This window comes from Pseudomonas sp. EA_105y_Pfl2_R69 (genome assembly GCF_963970915.1).
Lineage (GTDB): Bacteria > Pseudomonadota > Gammaproteobacteria > Pseudomonadales > Pseudomonadaceae > Aquipseudomonas.
Genome location: NZ_CAXAOO010000001.1, coordinates 402,968 through 417,686, shown reverse-complemented (window position 1 = coordinate 417,686; position 14,719 = coordinate 402,968). Strand labels below are relative to the sequence as shown.

Genomic DNA, 14,719 nt, shown 5'->3' with positions numbered 1-14,719 from the left:
AAATCGAAAAGGCATATAAACCTTTCCAAACATTCTTAGACTCTCTAAGCAGCAAGCCTTATCTTCTCCGCCTTGTGTGGCCGCCCCGTCTGATCTGGCGTGCCCGACACCTCAGATTCGCACGTTAAGGACATTCATGTTCTGGGACTCGCTGCCCCTGCCTCTGCTCTTCGTGGCCGCCCTGCTGGTCTGGCTGCTCTATTCCTTCGTGCGCGAGAAGTGGAGCCCGGACATAGTCGCGGCGATTGCCGTGGCCGCCCTGCTGATCAGCCAGCTGCTCAGCCCCGGCGAAGTGCTCAGCGTGCTGTCCAACTCGGCACCGGTGACCATCGCCTGCATGTTCGTGCTGTCCGCCGCCCTGGAGCGCACCGGCTGCATCGACGCCCTGGGCAACTGGCTGGGCAATCTGGTGGGCACCAGCCCGGTTCGCGTACTCACCGGCCTGACCCTCACCGCCCTGGTGATTTCCGCCTGCCTGAACAACACCCCGGTGGTGGCCATCCTCACCCCGGTGGCCATCGCCCTGGCCCGGCGCGCCGGCACCCTGCCGTCCAAGCTGCTGATCCCGCTGTCCTACGCCACCATCCTCGGCGGCACCCTGACCATGATCGGCACCTCGACCAACATCCTGGTCGACGGCGTGGCGCGCAAGGCCGGCCTCGCGCCCTTCGGCATCTTCGAGATCACCGGCGCGGGCCTGATCCTGGCCACGGTGGGCATGCTCTACCTGCTGACCATCGGCCGCCACCTGCTGCCCGAGCGCGAGACCCTGTCCAAGCAGCTGCGCCCGGACCTGGACCGCACCTTTATGACCGAGTTGCTGGTGCCCCACGACTCGCCGGTGATCGGCAAGACCCTGCACGAGGCCAACCTCAACGGCGGCAGCGGCCTGCAGGTGCTCAAGCTGTTCCGCGAGGACCTGGAGCTGACCGAGCCCACCGCCACCACCCTGCTGGTCAGCGGCGACCGTCTGGTGCTGCACGGCCAGGTCAAGAATGTGGTGGAACTGCGCGAGAGCGGCCACCTGACCTTCAACCGCAGCGACGCCTTCGAGACCATCAGCAGCCATGACGTGGTGCTGGCCGAGGCCATAGTCGGGCGCAACTCGCGCTACAGCCACCGCCCCATGCGCGACCTCGACCTCACCGCACGCTACGGCATCGCGGTGCTCGCCGTGCACCGCCAGGACGAGAATATCCAGGGCAACCTGGACGATTTCGAACTGCAGTTCGGCGACGTGATGCTGGTGGAAGGCACGCCGGCGCAGATCAAGCGCTTCGCCGACAACGGCGAGCTGATCAGCCTCAACGCCGTGCAGGAACGCGCCTTCCGCCGCGACAAGGCCCCGATCGCGATCATCGCCACGCTCTCGGTCATGCTCCTCGCCGCCTTCGGCCTGATGCCCATCGAGGGGCTGGCGATCATCGGCGCAGTCACCGTGCTGGCGACCCGCTGCCTGGATGTCGAGGACGCCTACAAGGCGGTGGACTGGAAGATTCTCAGCCTGATCTTCGGCATGCTGGCCATCAGCATCGCCATGGACAAGGTCGGCCTGGTCAGCCTGCTGGTGCAGAACGTGATGGACTGGCTGCCCTGGGCCGGGCCGCTGCTGATGCTGAGCTTTATCTACCTGTTTACCTCGATCCTCACCGAGATGCTGTCGAACAACGCGGTGGCGGTGCTGGTCACCCCGATTGCCATCGGCATGGCCCAGCACCTGGGGGTCGATCCGCGCGCCTTCGTGGTGGCGGTGATGTTCGCCGCCAGCGCCAGCTTCGCCACCCCCATCGGCTACCAGACCAACACCTTCGTCTACAACGCCGGCGGTTACCGCTTTACCGACTTTATGAAGGTCGGCATCCCGCTCAACCTGCTGCTCTGGGTGGTGGCCAGCTTTGTGATTCCCTGGTTCTTCCCGCTGACCCCGGTGTAGCGGCAAAAGCCGTGAACATATAGCACTCAACCAGGGCCCGTTTCATTGCTCCAGCGCATTGACCGGGCCTGGCTGCTTTGTCCATGCTGCGCATCTTTCAATCTGCCCTGAAGGAACGTGCGCATGAAACTGGAAACCCTGGCCATCCACGCCGGCTACAGCCCCGATCCGACCACCAAGGCGGTGGCGGTGCCGATCTATCAGACCAGTTCCTTTGCCTTCGACGACACCCAGCACGGTGCCGACCTGTTCGACCTCAAAGTCACCGGCAATATCTATTCGCGCATTATGAACCCGACCAACGCCGTGCTCGAAGAGCGCGTGGCAGCGCTGGAAGGCGGCGTCGGCGCGCTGGCCGTGGCCTCGGGCATGGCCGCCATCACCTACGCGATCCAGACTGTGGCCGAGGTCGGCGACAACATCGTCTCGGTGGCCAAACTCTACGGCGGCACTTACAACCTGCTGGCCCACACCTTGCCGCGCTTCGGCATCCAGACCCGCTTCGCCGCCCATGACGACATCGCCGCCCTCGAAGCGCTGATCGACGAGCGCACCAAGGCGGTGTTCTGCGAATCCATCGGCAACCCGGCCGGCAATATCGTCGACCTGGCGGCGCTGGCCGCTGCCGCGCACCGCCATGGCGTGCCGCTGATCGTCGACAACACCGTGGCCACGCCGATCCTCTGCCGCCCCTTCGAACATGGTGCCGACATCGTCGTGCACTCGCTGACCAAATACATCGGCGGTCACGGCACCAGCATCGGCGGCATCGTCGTGGATTCCGGCACGTTCCCCTGGGCCGACAACAAGGCGCGCTTCCCCCTGCTCAACACGCCGGACCCGTCCTACCACGGCGTGACCTACACCGAAGCCTTCGGCCCTGCCGCCTTTATCGGCCGCTGCCGCGTAGTGCCGCTGCGCAACACGGGTGCGGCGCTATCGCCGTTCAATGCCTTCCTCATCCTGCAGGGGCTGGAAACCCTGGCCCTGCGCATGGAACGCCACTGCGAGAACGCGCTGAAGGTCGCCCATTACCTGCAAAACCACCCACAGGTGGCCTGGGTCAAATACGCCGGCCTGCCGGATCATCCCGAGCATGACCTGGCCGTGCGCTACTGCGCCGGCAAGCCGGCGTCGATCCTCTCCTTCGGCATCGTCGGCGGTCAGGAAGCCGGCGCGCGCTTTATCGATGCGCTCAAGCTGGTGGTGCGCCTGGTGAATATCGGCGACGCCAAATCACTGGCCTGCCACCCGGCCTCGACCACCCACCGCCAGCTCAACGACGAAGAGCTGGAACGCGCCGGCGTACCGCGCGACATGGTGCGCCTGTCGATCGGCATCGAGCACAGCGACGACATCCTCGCCGATCTGACCCAGGCCTTGGACGCCGCCGCAGGCTGATCACCCTTGATATCCGCGCAAGCGACTCCAGATAAGGGATAACCGCCTCTGGAGTCGTCCATGTCCAATCCCCTGCTGATCCCCTGCCCGCAGTGCAACGGCCTCAATCGCATCCCCAGCGAACGCCTGAGCGATGCGCCACGCTGCGGCCGCTGCAAGGCCGAGGTGCTGCCCGGCAAGCCCTTCGAACTGACCCAGGCCAGCTTCGCTGCACAGAACAAGGGCGACCTGCCGCTGCTGATCGATATCTGGGCCAGCTGGTGCGGCCCGTGCCGCAGCTTTGCGCCGATCTACGAGCAGGCTGCCGGCCAGCTGCAAGGCCACTGCCGCCTGGCCAAGCTGGACAGCGAAGCCAACCCGCAGCTGTCCGCGGAAATGGGCATTCGTTCTATCCCCAGCCTGATCCTGCTCAAGGGTGGCGTCGAAGTCGCTCGGCAAAGCGGTGCGCTGCCCTTGCCGCAACTGCTCGGCTGGCTGCGTCAGCAGGGCATCTGACAGGCCGCACTGAGCGGATCGGTCAATCCCGCACCGCCGCCGCGGTCATTACCCTGCCAACGACCAACCATTAGGCTGGCTGCACGACAATAAGTGTGGAGCCAAGCATGTCGATGCCTATCGAACTGGTACGCCAGCTCACCGAAGAACAGATCGCCTTTGTCCAGCGCAGCGGCCTCAAGGCCGAGGCACTGGAACCCGGCCACGTGCGCCTGCGCATGCCGCTGGCCGGCAACCAGAACCATATCGGCAGCATGTACGCCGGCGCACTGTTCACCCTGGCCGAGATCCCCGGCGGCGCGCTGTTTCTTACCAGCTTCGATGCCCAGCGCTTTTACCCCATCGTCAAGGAGCTCAATCTGCGTTTTCGCCGCCCGGCAACCGGCGATATTCGGGTCGAGGCGCGGCTCGCCGCCGAGGAAATCCAGCGTCTGCAAAAACAGGTCACAGAACAGGGCAAAGCCGAGTATCGTTTGGAGTTGCAGCTGACCGATGACGGTGGTGAAGTAGTTGCCGAGAGTAGCGGGCTGTATCAATTACGCGCACGCTGAACCTTGGCCTTGCTCTGGGTCAAATGTGCAGCTATTACTCGAGGTCACAATAAATTTGCCGACAGGTATCGGCAGGAGAGAGCCGACCATGCCCACGCACATTCTTATCGCCCATGATCTACGCGACACTGCCGATATGGCCCTGTGCCGTGCCGCCCAACTAGCCAGGCAGTTCAACGCCAGGCTGACCGTGCTGCATGTGCTCGACCCGAGCAAGAGCAGCCAGGAGCACGACCAGGCCAAGCAGGCCCTGGATCGCAGCCTGACCCAATACGCCCCGCCCACCACCAAATTGCTGATCCGCAGCGGGCAAAAACCCTCGGAAGTGGTGCTGCAGCAACTGGCCGAAGGCGCTTACGACCTGCTGGTACTCGGCGCGCATCATCAGCGCCATGACTTCTTCTCCGGCACCAGCCTCGACCGCATCGCGCGCCATTGCCCGGTGCCCCTGCTGCTGGTGGCCCGCAACGACTTCCAGCCCTACCGGCGCGCCCTCTCGGCCATCGACTTCTCCCTGTGCGCCTGCAGCGCCCTGGGCCAGGCCTACCGCCTGCTGCCGGAAACCGCCGAGCTGCACGCCCTGCATGTGTTCGAGCCGGACAAGGGCACCCAGCAGCAGGTCGAAGCACAACTGGCCACGCAGAAGGCTCTGATCGACCAGTTGCTTCAGGACGAACAGCAGAACCTGCCGGCCAAAGGCCCGACCCTCAGCCACTCGGTACAACAGGGCGGCATCCTGCGTTGCCTGCAGTCGCACCTGAAAACCCAGGAGACCGAACTGCTGGTACTCGGTAGCCATGGCCGCAGCGCGCTGTCGCAAGCCCTGCTCGGCAGCCTGGCGCAGCACTTTCTGCACAAGGCCCCCTGCGACATCCTCGTGGTGCGCTAGGGTCGTCGCGCAGACACTAAAAAAGCTGCCTCGGCAGCTTTTTTAGTGTCCCGTCCCGTCAGCTGGCGTTAAGCAGATCATGCAGCGCGACAAACTGCTGGGTCAGCTTGTGGTTGCGGTCCAGGTGAATCAGCGGCATGCAGGCCTGGTGCGACTCGCGCATCCGTACCGAACTCATCAGGTTGACCGGCAGTACCGGCAAGCCCTCGCCGATCAGCTCGTCGAGCAGTTGCTGCGGCAACGTGGCCCGCGGCTGGAACTGGTTGACCACTATGCCCTCGACCTCCAGGCCTTCGTTGTGGTCTTCCCGAAGCTCCTCGATCTCGCGCAGCAGGCCATACAGCGCCTGGCGTGAGAAGCTGTCGCAATCGAAGGGAATCAACACACGATCGGCGGCAATCAACGCCGAAACCGTATAAAAATTCAGAGCCGGCGGGGTATCCAGGTAAATCCGCTCGTAATCCTCGCCCAGCTCTTCCAGCAGCTTGCGCAGTTTGTTGATCTTGTGTTTCTGCTCCAGCTTCGGCTGCAGGTCAGCCAGCTCGGCGGTGGCGGTGACCACGTGGAGGTTGTCGAAAGGCGTCTCGTAGATGTCCACAGTGCCCTTCTTGGCGAACGGACCGCTGCTCAGGGTGCCCTTGAAGAACTCGGCGATACCCATGGGGATGTCGTCGCCACTCAGGCCGGTCAGGTAATGGGTGGAGTTGGCCTGGGTATCCAGATCGACCAACAGGGTGCGATAGCCCTGGGAGGCGCTCACCGCCGCCAGGTTGCACGCAATGCTGGATTTACCCACCCCGCCCTTCTGATTGAAGATCACCCGCCGCATGAAACACCCCCTGAGCACCGAAATGGTGGTGAATTCTATGCAAAGTACATGACAAGGGGGAGATTTTCGGCAAACAAGCCGACACCTCCGGTCAGACCGCCACACAGCCGATTTGCTTAGGGCCGCCGCGGACAGGATAATGCCGGCACCTCGCCATGCGCATTGCCAATGCCCCCGCTGGCATGCCTGACGACAACAGACATGACACCCAATACAGGGCCGGAAAGAGCCTCCCTCGTGACCGAATTCAGGATCGAAAAATGGCGTGCCTGGGCCCCCGGCCTGGACAGCATGGACGACTGGTGCGCCTGGCATCGGACCCCGTCTCGCCTGCCTGATAGCGATGCACAGCCCGACGTAGGCTTTCTCCCGGCCATGCAGCGCCGCCGCCTGAGCCGCCTGGCTCGCATGGCCTTCCATGTCGCCTGGCCTCTGGCGGAAGCACAGGGCCCGATGCCCATGGTCTTCGCCTGCCGCCACGGCGAAACCCCGCGCACCCTGGCCATTCTCACCGACCTGGCCCACGGCGAACCGCTGTCGCCGACCCAGTTCAGCCTCTCGGTGCATAACGCGATTATCGGCCTGTGGTCGATCCAGCGTGGCGACACTAGCGAGATGACCGCCCTGGCCGCCGCCGGCGATGGCCTGGAACATGCCGTGCTGGAAGCCTGTGGACTGCTCGCCGAAGGGGCACCGGCGGTGCTGCTGGTCATCTGCGAGGAAACCCCGCCCGCGCTGTACGCCCCCTATATCGACGATGTGCCCTTTCCCTACGCGGTCGCCCTGCTGCTGACGGCGGGCAGCGACTGGCAACTGCAGCTGCGCAGCGCCACCGGTGTGGCCAGCGAGTGGCCCCATGCGATCAATCTGGTACGCGCCCTGTGCAGCGGGCAGACCTCCCTGCAACATCACTGGAAGAGCCGGCAATGGATATGGTCTCGCAACAAGGCCTGAGCCGTTACAGCGCGCCCTATGTCTGGCGGCTGATGGCCACGGCCTTGAGCTTCAGCCTGTTCGGCCTCGGCGGCGTACTACTGCGCGTGCTGATCTTCCCCCTGCTCGCCCTGCTGCCGGGCGACGCCCTGGCCCGGCGCACCCGCGCCCGCGCGGTGGTGAGCAAGACCTTCTACCTGTTCGTGCGTTTTATGTACCGCAGCGGCGTGCTGACCTATGAGGTCGAGGGCATCGAACGCCTCGGTCGCCCCGGGCAACTTGTGATCGCCAACCACCCCTCGCTGATCGATGTGGTGGTGCTGATCGCCTTTATTCGCGACGCCAACTGCGTGGTCAAACAGAGCCTGTGGGACAATCCCTCGATGCGCGGGCCGATCCGCGCCGCCGGCTATATCAGCAACAGCGGCAGCATGGACATGCTCGACGAGGCGGCCGCTGCCCTGCACAGCGGCCAGACCCTGGTGATCTTCCCCGAAGGCACGCGCACCATGCCGGGGCACAGCCCGCAGTTTCACCGCGGCGCGGCGGCCATCGCCATTCGCGGCGCGCGCGTGGTCACCCCGGTGGCGATCAGTGTCAGCCCCACCACCCTGACCAAGGCCGAGCCCTGGTACAGCATTCCGTCGCGGCGCTTCCACTTGCGCCTGCGCGTAGGCGAGGATATCGACCCGCAACACTTCCACACCCTGGGGCCCGCTCCAGTTGCCTCGCGCAAACTCAACGATGCCCTGCATCAACACTTTATTAAGGAGCTCGCCAAAGATGAGCGATTTGCAGCTGGAAATTAAGCACCTGATCATCGACGCCCTCGGCCTCGAGGATATGGCCGCAGAAGACATCGCCGCCGACCTGACCCTGTTCGGCGAAGGCCTGGGCCTGGACTCGGTGGATGCCCTGGAACTCGGCCTGGCGATACAGAAGCGTTTCGGCATCAAGATCGACGCCGAAGCCAAAGACACCCGCAAGCACTTTGCCAACGTAGCCAGCCTGGCGGCATTCGTGTCATCGCAACAGCCCGCCTGAGGAAGCCACCGATGCAAACCCGTGAAGATATTTTCGCCACCCTGCAGGGCGCCCTGGTCGAGTTGTTCGAACTGGAAGCCGAGCGCGTCACCCTGGACGCCAACCTCTACCAGGACCTGGAGATCGACAGCATCGATGCGGTCGACCTGATCGACCACATCAAGCGCCAGACCGGCAAGAAGCTCGCCGCCGAAGAGTTCAAGGCGGTACGCACCGTCGGCGACGTGGTCGAGGCGGTGCTGCAGCTGGTCAATACGCCCGCTGCCGAATAATGAGTCGCCTACTGGGCCTGCTCCTGCTGCTGGCGGGGCTGCTCTACCCCTTTGCCGTGTACTACGGCATGGAGCACCTGTCGCCACGCCTGTTCGCAGCGCTGCTCGGTGGCCTGTGGCTGGCCCGCGCCCTGAGCCAGCGCGGCAAGCCCGGCAACCGCTGGATGGCTGGCGCAGCCATGGCCTTCTGCCTGCTGCTGGGCCTGGCCGGTGAGCCCGCACTGCTGCGCTGGTACCCGGTGCTGCTCAACGCCCTGTTACTGGCGCTGTTCGGCCTCAGTCTGAAGTTCGGCCCGCCGCTGATCGAGCGCCTGGCGCGTCTGAGCGAACCGCAGCTGCCGGAGGTGGCGATACGCTACACGCGCCTGGTCACCACGGTCTGGGCCGGGTTCTTTCTGGCCAACGGCCTGGTGGTGGTGGCGCTGAATGTCTGGGCCCCGCTGAGCTGGTGGACCCTGTACACCGGGCTGATTTCCTATGGCCTGATGGGCCTGTTGTTTGCCGGCGAATGGCTGGTGCGCCAGCGTGTAAGGAGACATGAATGAACTGGCTGCCCCTCGAGCACCTGCTGCTCGACGCCCACCCAGGTCGCGCAGTAACTGCAGACATGGATCATCCCCAGCTGCGCCAGCACGCCCTGCTACTGGCGGCTGAGCTGCAAAGCCGTGGCGTAAAGCGCCTGGCCCTGTACCTCGACGATGCCGCTGAACTGGCGATCGCCCTGCTGGCCGCCTGGCGCGCCGGTATTACCGTGCTGCTGCCGGCCGACGCCCAACCGCAGACCCGCCAGCGCATGAGTACGCAGTGCGACCTATGGCTGGACAGTTCGGGCGTCGCTACGTCGGGCGTCGCTACGCTCGGCGGCCTGCTTAACGCAGACAGCGCTGCGCTGCCGCCCACCCCGCTCGATCTCGACCAGTGCCGACTGACCCTGTGCACCTCCGGCTCCAGCGGCGAGGCCAAGCTGATCGACAAATCCCTGCGCCAGCTGGCCAATGAAGTGACGGCCCTGGAACAGCTGTGGGGCGCGCAACTGGGCCAGGCGACCATACTCGGCAGCGTCGCCACCCAGCATATCTACGGCCTGCTGTTTCGCGTGCTCTGGCCGCTGTGCGCCGGCCGCGTCTTTCTGCGCCGCGCCCAGCCGTTTCCCGAAGACCTGCAGCGCGAAAGCCTGGCCTACGGCACTGACTTCGCCTGGGTCGCCAGCCCGGCTCTACTGAAAAGAATGGGCAATAACCTCAACTGGCCGGCGCTGAGGGCGGTGCGCCAGGTATTTTCCTCCGGCGGCGCGCTGCCGGCTGAAACCGCCGCCGAACTGCAAGGCCTGCTCGGCCAATGGCCCACGGAAATCTACGGCAGCTCGGAAACCGGCGGCATCGCCTGGCGTCAGGGCGTTGATCTGTGGACCCCCTTTGCCGGCGTCGAACTGGGACAGAACGCCGAAGGGGCGCTGCACCTGACCTCGCCCTACCTGCCGGCCGGCCACCGCGAGCAAACCGCCGATGCGGTGGAACTGCAGGCCGATGGCCGCTTCGCCCTGCGCGGGCGCCTGGACCGGATTATCAAACTGGAAGAAAAGCGCATCTCCCTGCCCATGCTCGAACAGGCGCTGAGTGGCCACGAATGGCTGAGCGATGCGCGCCTGGGCGTGGTCCAACAAGGCCGCGCCTACCTCGGCGCGCTGGTGGCCCTGAGCCCGGCCGGTCTGCATGCGCTGCGCAACCAGGGGCGCAAGACCGTCACCGAAACCCTGCGTCGCCATCTGGCCGGCCATTGCGAAGCCATCGCCCTGCCCCGACGCTGGCGCTTGCTCGCTCAGCTGCCCTACAACAGCCAGGGCAAGCTGGCTCAGGCCGAAGTCGAGGCGCGGCTGGCCGAACCACGGCCAACCCAGGTGGAACCGCTGTCGGCTGTCGAGCAGGACGGCGAATGGCAGCTGCAGCTGGAGGTGCCGCTGGATCTCGCGCACTTCACCGGCCACTTTCCGCAAACCCCGATACTCCCGGGCGTGGTCCAGGTCGACTGGGCGCAGCAACTGGCGCGCCGCCTGATCGAGGATCTGCCGCCACGCTTCGGCGGCATGGAAGTGCTGAAATTCCAGCAACTGGTGCGCCCCGGCGATCGGCTGCAGCTGAGCCTGCGTTTCGACGCGGCGCGCGGCAAGCTGTACTTCGCCTACCGCAATGGCGAAGCCGCCTGCTCCTCCGGACGGATTCTGCTGGGGGCTGCCAGTGTCTAAACACACCCCGGAAAGCGTTGGCGAGGAAGCCAGCGCAAGGCAAGAGCAGGCGAAGAAGCGGAGTTTACAAGCGCTAAATGAGCATTCTGAGCCTGCTCTTAACGCAGCGATGGCAACGCAGGTAGCTTTCCATAAGCCCTGCGCGGTAATCCCGGTCTACAACCACGAACACGCGCTGCCCGTGGTGGTCGCCGCGCTGCACGCGGCCGGCCTACCCTGCGTACTGGTGGACGATGCCTCCAGTCCGACCTGCGCGGCGGTGATGGATCAGCTTGCCAAGCAACCCGACACTCATCTGCTGCGCCTGGCGGTCAATCAGGGCAAGGGCGGCGCGGTAATGGCCGGTTTGCGCGAGGCCTCACGACTGGGTTTCAGCCATGCACTGCAGGTGGATGCCGACGGCCAGCATGACCTCAGCGATCTCCCCCATTTCATCGAAGCCTCGCAAGCCGCGCCCCAGGCGCTGATCTGCGGCTACCCGCAGTACGACGAGAGCGTGCCGAAAGGCCGCCTCTACGCGCGCTACCTGACCCACGTATGGGTGTGGATCAACACCCTGTCGCTGAGCATCCGCGACTCCATGTGCGGCTTCCGGGTGTACCCGCTGCCGGCCACCCTGGCGCTGATCGAGGCGGTAACCATCGGCAAGCGCATGGATTTCGACACCGAGATTCTGGTGCGCCTGGCCTGGCGCAATCAGCCGATGCACTGGCTGCCGACCCGCGTGCACTATCCGCTGGACGGCCTCTCGCACTTTCGCCTGTGGCACGACAACGCGCTGATCTCGAAGATGCACGCCACGCTGTTCTTCGGCATGCTGCTGCGCGCCCCGCAGATCCTCTGGCGCAGGTGGCGCGCATGAGTGGCCAGCAGCACTGGGCCGGGCAGCGCGAGCGCGGCAGTTTTATCCTGATGAAATTTACCGCGCTGCTGGCGCGCCTGCTCGGCCGCCGCCTGATCAGCCCGCTGCTGTACCTGATCGTGCTGTATTTCTACCTGTTCGGTGCCAAGGCGCGGCGCAGCATCCGCCAGTACCAGCGCAACCTGGCCAACTGGAGCGGCCGCGCAGAGTTGCAACCGACCCGGCACAGCGTGTTCCGCCACTTTATAAGCTTCGCCGACGCCCTGCTCGACAAGCTCGATGTATGGAATGGCAAGCTCGGCCTGGAGCAGGTCAGCCTGATCGACCCCAGCCACGCCTGCATCCAGCTGCACCGGCAAGGCCGCGGGCAGATGCTGGTGGCCGCGCACCTGGGCAATCTGGAAGTCTGCCGCGCCCTGGCCGAACTCGGCGAGCAGGTGACGATGAATGTACTGGTGCACACCAAACACGCCGAACAGTTCAACCGCCTGCTCGGCGAGGCCGGTGCCACCCACCTGCGTCTGATTCAAGTCAGTGAACTGGACGCGGCGATCATGCTGCAATTGTCCGAGCGCCTGGAACGCGGCGAATGGCTGGCGATTGCCGGCGACCGCGTGCCACTCAAGGGCAGCCGCAAGGTCAGCGTGAACTTTCTCGGTAAGCCCGCCGCCTTCCCGCAAGGCCCATGGTTGCTGGCCGGGCTGCTGCAATGTCCGGTCAATCTGATTCACTGCCTGAAAATCGATGAACGCTATCAGGTGATCATCGAACCCTTCGCCGAGCGCCTGCACTGGAAGCGCAGCGAACGGGACGAGGTGATCCGCCACTGGACCCAGCGCTACGCCGACCAGCTCGCGCAACGCTGCCTGGATGCCCCCCTGCAATGGTTCAATTTCTACCCGTTCTGGAATGAAGATGACGACTGATCCAATCGTGTTTGGCGAACAGCCCCTCTGCATCGAACAGGTTGTCGCCCTAGCCAGCCGCAGCGCCCCGGCGCAGCTGCAAAGCGATGCCGCCTACCGCGAAAAAATCGCCAAGGGCGCGCGCTTTCTCGACAGCCTGCTGGACAAGGAAGGCGTGATCTACGGCGTCACCACCGGCTACGGCGACTCCTGCGTGGTGGCCGTGCCGCTGCACCAGGTCGAGGCGCTGCCGCGTCATCTGTACACCTTCCATGGCTGCGGCCTGGGCAAGCTGCTGGATGAGCCCGCCACCCGCGCGGTGCTGGCCGCGCGCCTGCAGTCGCTGTGCCAGGGTGTCTCCGGGGTACGGGTGGAGCTGCTCGAACGCCTGCAGGCGTTTCTCGAGTTTGATGTGCTGCCGCTGATTCCGGAAGAAGGCTCGGTCGGTGCCAGCGGCGACCTGACGCCGCTGTCCTATGTCGCCGCCACCCTCAGCGGTGAGCGCGAAGTGATGTTCAAGGGTGAACGCCGCAGCGCAGCCGAGGTGCACAAGGAACTCGGCTGGACGCCGCTGACCCTGCGCCCCAAGGAAGCCCTGGCGCTGATGAACGGCACCGCGGTAATGACCGCCCTGGCCTGCCAGGCCTATTCGCGCGCCGACTACCTGCTCAAGCTGGCCACGCGCATCACCGCGCTTAACGTGGTGGCGCTGGAGGGCAACCCGGAGCACTTCGACGAGCGCCTGTTCGCCGCCAAGCCGCACCCGGGGCAGATGCAAGTCGCCGCCTGGTTGCGTCAAGACCTGGCCATCGACGCGCCAACCGCGCCGCTGCACCGCCTGCAGGACCGCTACTCGCTGCGCTGCGCGCCGCATGTGCTCGGCGTGCTGGCCGACAGCCTGGGCCTGCTGCGCCAATTTATCGAGATCGAACTGAACAGCGCCAACGACAACCCGCTGATCGATGCCGAAGCCGAGCGCGTGCTGCACGGCGGGCACTTCTACGGCGGGCATATCGCCTTCGCCATGGACAGCCTGAAAAACCTGGTGGGCAACGTCGCCGACCTGCTCGATCGCCAGCTCGCCCTGCTGGTCGATACGCGCTACAACCACGGCCTGCCGAGCAACCTGTCCGGCGCGCCGAGCGTCAGCGCGATGATCAACCACGGTTTCAAGGCCGTGCAGATCGGCACCAGCGCCTGGACCGCCGAAGCGCTGAAAAACACCATGCCGGCCAGCGTGTTCTCGCGCTCCACCGAGTGCCACAACCAGGACAAGGTGAGCATGGGCACCATCGCCGCCCGCGATGCCCTGCGCAGCCTGGAGCTGACCGAGCAGGTCGCCGCCGCCACCCTGCTGGCCGCCAACCAGGGCGTATGGCTGCGTGAGCGCGACGGCAAGATCGACATTCCCGCGCCGATCACCGCCATGCGTGAACAGCTGGCCGTGGACTTCCACCCGGTGATCGAAGACCGCGCCCTGGAAGCCGAACTGCGCCTGTGCCTGGTGCGCATCCGCGAGCAGCACTGGAGGCTCTATGCGTAGCAAAGGTGTATTGCAGGCCGAGATCGAGTTGCAGGTCCCCTTCTTCGACGTCGATATGATGGAAGTGGTCTGGCACGGCCACTACGTCAAATACTTCGAACAGGCGCGCTGCGCCCTGCTCGACAAGCTCGGCCACAACTACGTGCAGATGCGCGACGCCGGCTACGCCTGGCCGGTGATCGACCTGCAGCTGCGCTATATCCGCGGCGCGCAGTTCGGCCAAAAAATCATCGTGCGCGCCGACTTGGTGGAGTGGGAGAACCGCCTGAAGATCAACTACCTGATCACTGACGCCGCCAGCGGCGAGCGCATGACCCGTGGCAGCAGCGTGCAAGTGGCGGTGGAAATCGCCACCCGCGAAATGCAGTTTGCTTCACCCAAGGTGTTGATCGAGGCGGTTGAGAAGGTGTTGGCGTGAACAGTCTTTGGGCCGGATTGAACCGCGCGCTCAACCCCGTAGGTTGGGTTGAGCTTTGCGATACCCAACGCGGTGTTTTGGGAGCAGTGTTTGCTAACCGGTTTCGTCCTGTCGGACGAATTCTTGACTCGCTACGCTCGCCCTTCGGGTCAGCCTGTGGCTGTTACTCCGCTTCGCTGCGTATCTCTTTGCGCGCGCAAAGAGAAAGTAACCAAAGAGAAAGCGCGCCCCACATCCGGGTCTCGCTGCGCTCGACTTCCCTCGCTCCATCCCTGCTCCAGGGGCACGCTGCGAAGGGCCATCCCTGGCCCATCGCAGCTCTCGCGACATCCATGCCGCTCACCCCCTTACGCAGGGATTCCACTCGGCCTCCTCAGGGGACCCCAAGTCCTGGCCCGTCTG

General features: G+C 64.8%; 16 protein-coding genes. 15 read left to right on the top strand and 1 reads right to left on the bottom strand.

Translation table 11 applies throughout. The features are described 5' to 3' along the window. Nucleotides 1-136 precede the first annotated feature (136 nt). The 5 genes from AACY13_RS01860 to AACY13_RS01840 all read left to right on the top strand — a co-directional run bounded on the left by AACY13_RS01860 (nucleotide 137) and on the right by AACY13_RS01840 (nucleotide 5,269). Entirely contained in the window at nucleotides 137-1,933 is a 1,797-nt protein-coding gene (locus AACY13_RS01860) for an SLC13 family permease (RefSeq protein ID WP_339458838.1), read from the top strand. Nucleotides 1,934-2,056: 123 nt separating this feature from the next. Further along, the gene (locus AACY13_RS01855; protein WP_339458836.1) at nucleotides 2,057-3,334 is read left to right on the top strand and encodes a bifunctional O-acetylhomoserine aminocarboxypropyltransferase/cysteine synthase; all 1,278 of its coding nucleotides are present in this window, start codon (nucleotides 2,057-2,059) and stop codon (nucleotides 3,332-3,334) included. 60 nt (nucleotides 3,335-3,394) lie between these two features. Beyond that, complete coding sequence (gene trxC / locus AACY13_RS01850; protein WP_339458835.1) at nucleotides 3,395-3,829, top strand: thioredoxin TrxC; 435 nt, start codon at nucleotides 3,395-3,397, stop codon at nucleotides 3,827-3,829. A gap of 107 nt (nucleotides 3,830-3,936) precedes the next feature. Next, the gene (locus AACY13_RS01845) at nucleotides 3,937-4,380 is read left to right on the top strand and encodes a YiiD C-terminal domain-containing protein (RefSeq protein WP_339458834.1); all 444 of its coding nucleotides are present in this window, start codon (nucleotides 3,937-3,939) and stop codon (nucleotides 4,378-4,380) included. Nucleotides 4,381-4,468: 88 nt separating this feature from the next. Next, nucleotides 4,469-5,269 carry a universal stress protein gene (locus tag AACY13_RS01840; RefSeq protein ID WP_339458833.1) on the top strand — a complete coding sequence of 267 codons (801 nt, stop codon included), beginning with the start codon at nucleotides 4,469-4,471 and terminating at the stop codon, nucleotides 5,267-5,269. 58 nt (nucleotides 5,270-5,327) lie between these two features. Here AACY13_RS01840 and AACY13_RS01835 read toward each other — a convergent pair whose 3' ends face one another. After that, entirely contained in the window at nucleotides 5,328-6,098 is a 771-nt protein-coding gene (locus tag AACY13_RS01835; RefSeq protein ID WP_339458831.1) for a ParA family protein, read from the bottom strand. A 291-nt stretch (nucleotides 6,099-6,389) separates the two neighbouring features. On the opposite strand from AACY13_RS01835, the gene AACY13_RS01830 reads away from it, so the two are divergent. The 10 genes from AACY13_RS01830 (at nucleotide 6,390) to AACY13_RS01785 (ending at nucleotide 14,317) form a co-directional block, all read left to right on the top strand. Continuing rightward, a complete protein-coding gene (locus AACY13_RS01830; protein WP_445262529.1) occupies nucleotides 6,390-7,052 on the top strand; it encodes a beta-ketoacyl synthase chain length factor in 663 nt (220 codons plus the stop codon). Next, nucleotides 7,025-7,840, top strand: coding sequence for a lysophospholipid acyltransferase family protein (locus AACY13_RS01825; protein WP_339458828.1), 816 nt, complete (start codon nucleotides 7,025-7,027; stop codon nucleotides 7,838-7,840). Before AACY13_RS01830 ends, AACY13_RS01825 begins: the two co-directional genes overlap by 28 nt. After that, complete coding sequence (locus AACY13_RS01820; RefSeq protein ID WP_339458827.1) at nucleotides 7,815-8,075, top strand: phosphopantetheine-binding protein; 261 nt, start codon at nucleotides 7,815-7,817, stop codon at nucleotides 8,073-8,075. The genes AACY13_RS01825 and AACY13_RS01820 overlap by 26 nt, the downstream gene beginning before the upstream one ends. A gap of 11 nt (nucleotides 8,076-8,086) precedes the next feature. After that, a complete protein-coding gene (locus tag AACY13_RS01815) occupies nucleotides 8,087-8,347 on the top strand; it encodes an acyl carrier protein (protein ID WP_339458826.1) in 261 nt (86 codons plus the stop codon). After that, complete coding sequence (locus AACY13_RS01810) at nucleotides 8,347-8,892, top strand: hypothetical protein (protein ID WP_339458825.1); 546 nt, start codon at nucleotides 8,347-8,349, stop codon at nucleotides 8,890-8,892. Before AACY13_RS01815 ends, AACY13_RS01810 begins: the two co-directional genes overlap by 1 nt. After that, on the top strand, nucleotides 8,889-10,589 hold the full coding sequence (locus tag AACY13_RS01805) for an acyl-CoA synthetase family protein (RefSeq protein ID WP_339458823.1): 1,701 nt from the start codon (nucleotides 8,889-8,891) through the stop codon (nucleotides 10,587-10,589). The genes AACY13_RS01810 and AACY13_RS01805 overlap by 4 nt, the downstream gene beginning before the upstream one ends. A gap of 109 nt (nucleotides 10,590-10,698) precedes the next feature. After that, a complete protein-coding gene (locus tag AACY13_RS01800; RefSeq protein ID WP_339458821.1) occupies nucleotides 10,699-11,451 on the top strand; it encodes a glycosyltransferase family 2 protein in 753 nt (250 codons plus the stop codon). Next, nucleotides 11,448-12,377, top strand: a complete 930-nt coding sequence (locus tag AACY13_RS01795; protein ID WP_339458818.1) for an LpxL/LpxP family acyltransferase — start codon at nucleotides 11,448-11,450, stop codon at nucleotides 12,375-12,377. Before AACY13_RS01800 ends, AACY13_RS01795 begins: the two co-directional genes overlap by 4 nt. Then, nucleotides 12,367-13,899, top strand: a complete 1,533-nt coding sequence (locus tag AACY13_RS01790; protein ID WP_339458817.1) for an HAL/PAL/TAL family ammonia-lyase — start codon at nucleotides 12,367-12,369, stop codon at nucleotides 13,897-13,899. Before AACY13_RS01795 ends, AACY13_RS01790 begins: the two co-directional genes overlap by 11 nt. Then, complete coding sequence (locus AACY13_RS01785; protein ID WP_339458816.1) at nucleotides 13,892-14,317, top strand: acyl-CoA thioesterase; 426 nt, start codon at nucleotides 13,892-13,894, stop codon at nucleotides 14,315-14,317. The genes AACY13_RS01790 and AACY13_RS01785 overlap by 8 nt, the downstream gene beginning before the upstream one ends. Nucleotides 14,318-14,719: the final 402 nt, after the last annotated feature.

What these genes read in the sequence shown, in the direction of transcription:
- AACY13_RS01860 (WP_339458838.1), top strand. Translation starts at nt 137, where the DNA reads ATGTTCTGGGACTCGCTGCCCCTGCCTCTGCTCTTCGTGGCCGCCCTG.
- AACY13_RS01855 (WP_339458836.1), top strand. Translation starts at nt 2,057, where the DNA reads ATGAAACTGGAAACCCTGGCCATCCACGCCGGCTACAGCCCCGATCCG.
- trxC (WP_339458835.1), top strand. Translation starts at nt 3,395, where the DNA reads ATGTCCAATCCCCTGCTGATCCCCTGCCCGCAGTGCAACGGCCTCAAT.
- AACY13_RS01845 (WP_339458834.1), top strand. Translation starts at nt 3,937, where the DNA reads ATGTCGATGCCTATCGAACTGGTACGCCAGCTCACCGAAGAACAGATC.
- AACY13_RS01840 (WP_339458833.1), top strand. Translation starts at nt 4,469, where the DNA reads ATGCCCACGCACATTCTTATCGCCCATGATCTACGCGACACTGCCGAT.
- AACY13_RS01835 (WP_339458831.1), bottom strand. Translation starts at nt 6,098, where the DNA reads ATGCGGCGGGTGATCTTCAATCAGAAGGGCGGGGTGGGTAAATCCAGC.
- AACY13_RS01830 (WP_445262529.1), top strand. Translation starts at nt 6,390, where the DNA reads ATGGACGACTGGTGCGCCTGGCATCGGACCCCGTCTCGCCTGCCTGAT.
- AACY13_RS01825 (WP_339458828.1), top strand. Translation starts at nt 7,025, where the DNA reads ATGGATATGGTCTCGCAACAAGGCCTGAGCCGTTACAGCGCGCCCTAT.
- AACY13_RS01820 (WP_339458827.1), top strand. Translation starts at nt 7,815, where the DNA reads ATGAGCGATTTGCAGCTGGAAATTAAGCACCTGATCATCGACGCCCTC.
- AACY13_RS01815 (WP_339458826.1), top strand. Translation starts at nt 8,087, where the DNA reads ATGCAAACCCGTGAAGATATTTTCGCCACCCTGCAGGGCGCCCTGGTC.
- AACY13_RS01810 (WP_339458825.1), top strand. Translation starts at nt 8,347, where the DNA reads ATGAGTCGCCTACTGGGCCTGCTCCTGCTGCTGGCGGGGCTGCTCTAC.
- AACY13_RS01805 (WP_339458823.1), top strand. Translation starts at nt 8,889, where the DNA reads ATGAACTGGCTGCCCCTCGAGCACCTGCTGCTCGACGCCCACCCAGGT.
- AACY13_RS01800 (WP_339458821.1), top strand. Translation starts at nt 10,699, where the DNA reads ATGGCAACGCAGGTAGCTTTCCATAAGCCCTGCGCGGTAATCCCGGTC.
- AACY13_RS01795 (WP_339458818.1), top strand. Translation starts at nt 11,448, where the DNA reads ATGAGTGGCCAGCAGCACTGGGCCGGGCAGCGCGAGCGCGGCAGTTTT.
- AACY13_RS01790 (WP_339458817.1), top strand. Translation starts at nt 12,367, where the DNA reads ATGACGACTGATCCAATCGTGTTTGGCGAACAGCCCCTCTGCATCGAA.
- AACY13_RS01785 (WP_339458816.1), top strand. Translation starts at nt 13,892, where the DNA reads ATGCGTAGCAAAGGTGTATTGCAGGCCGAGATCGAGTTGCAGGTCCCC.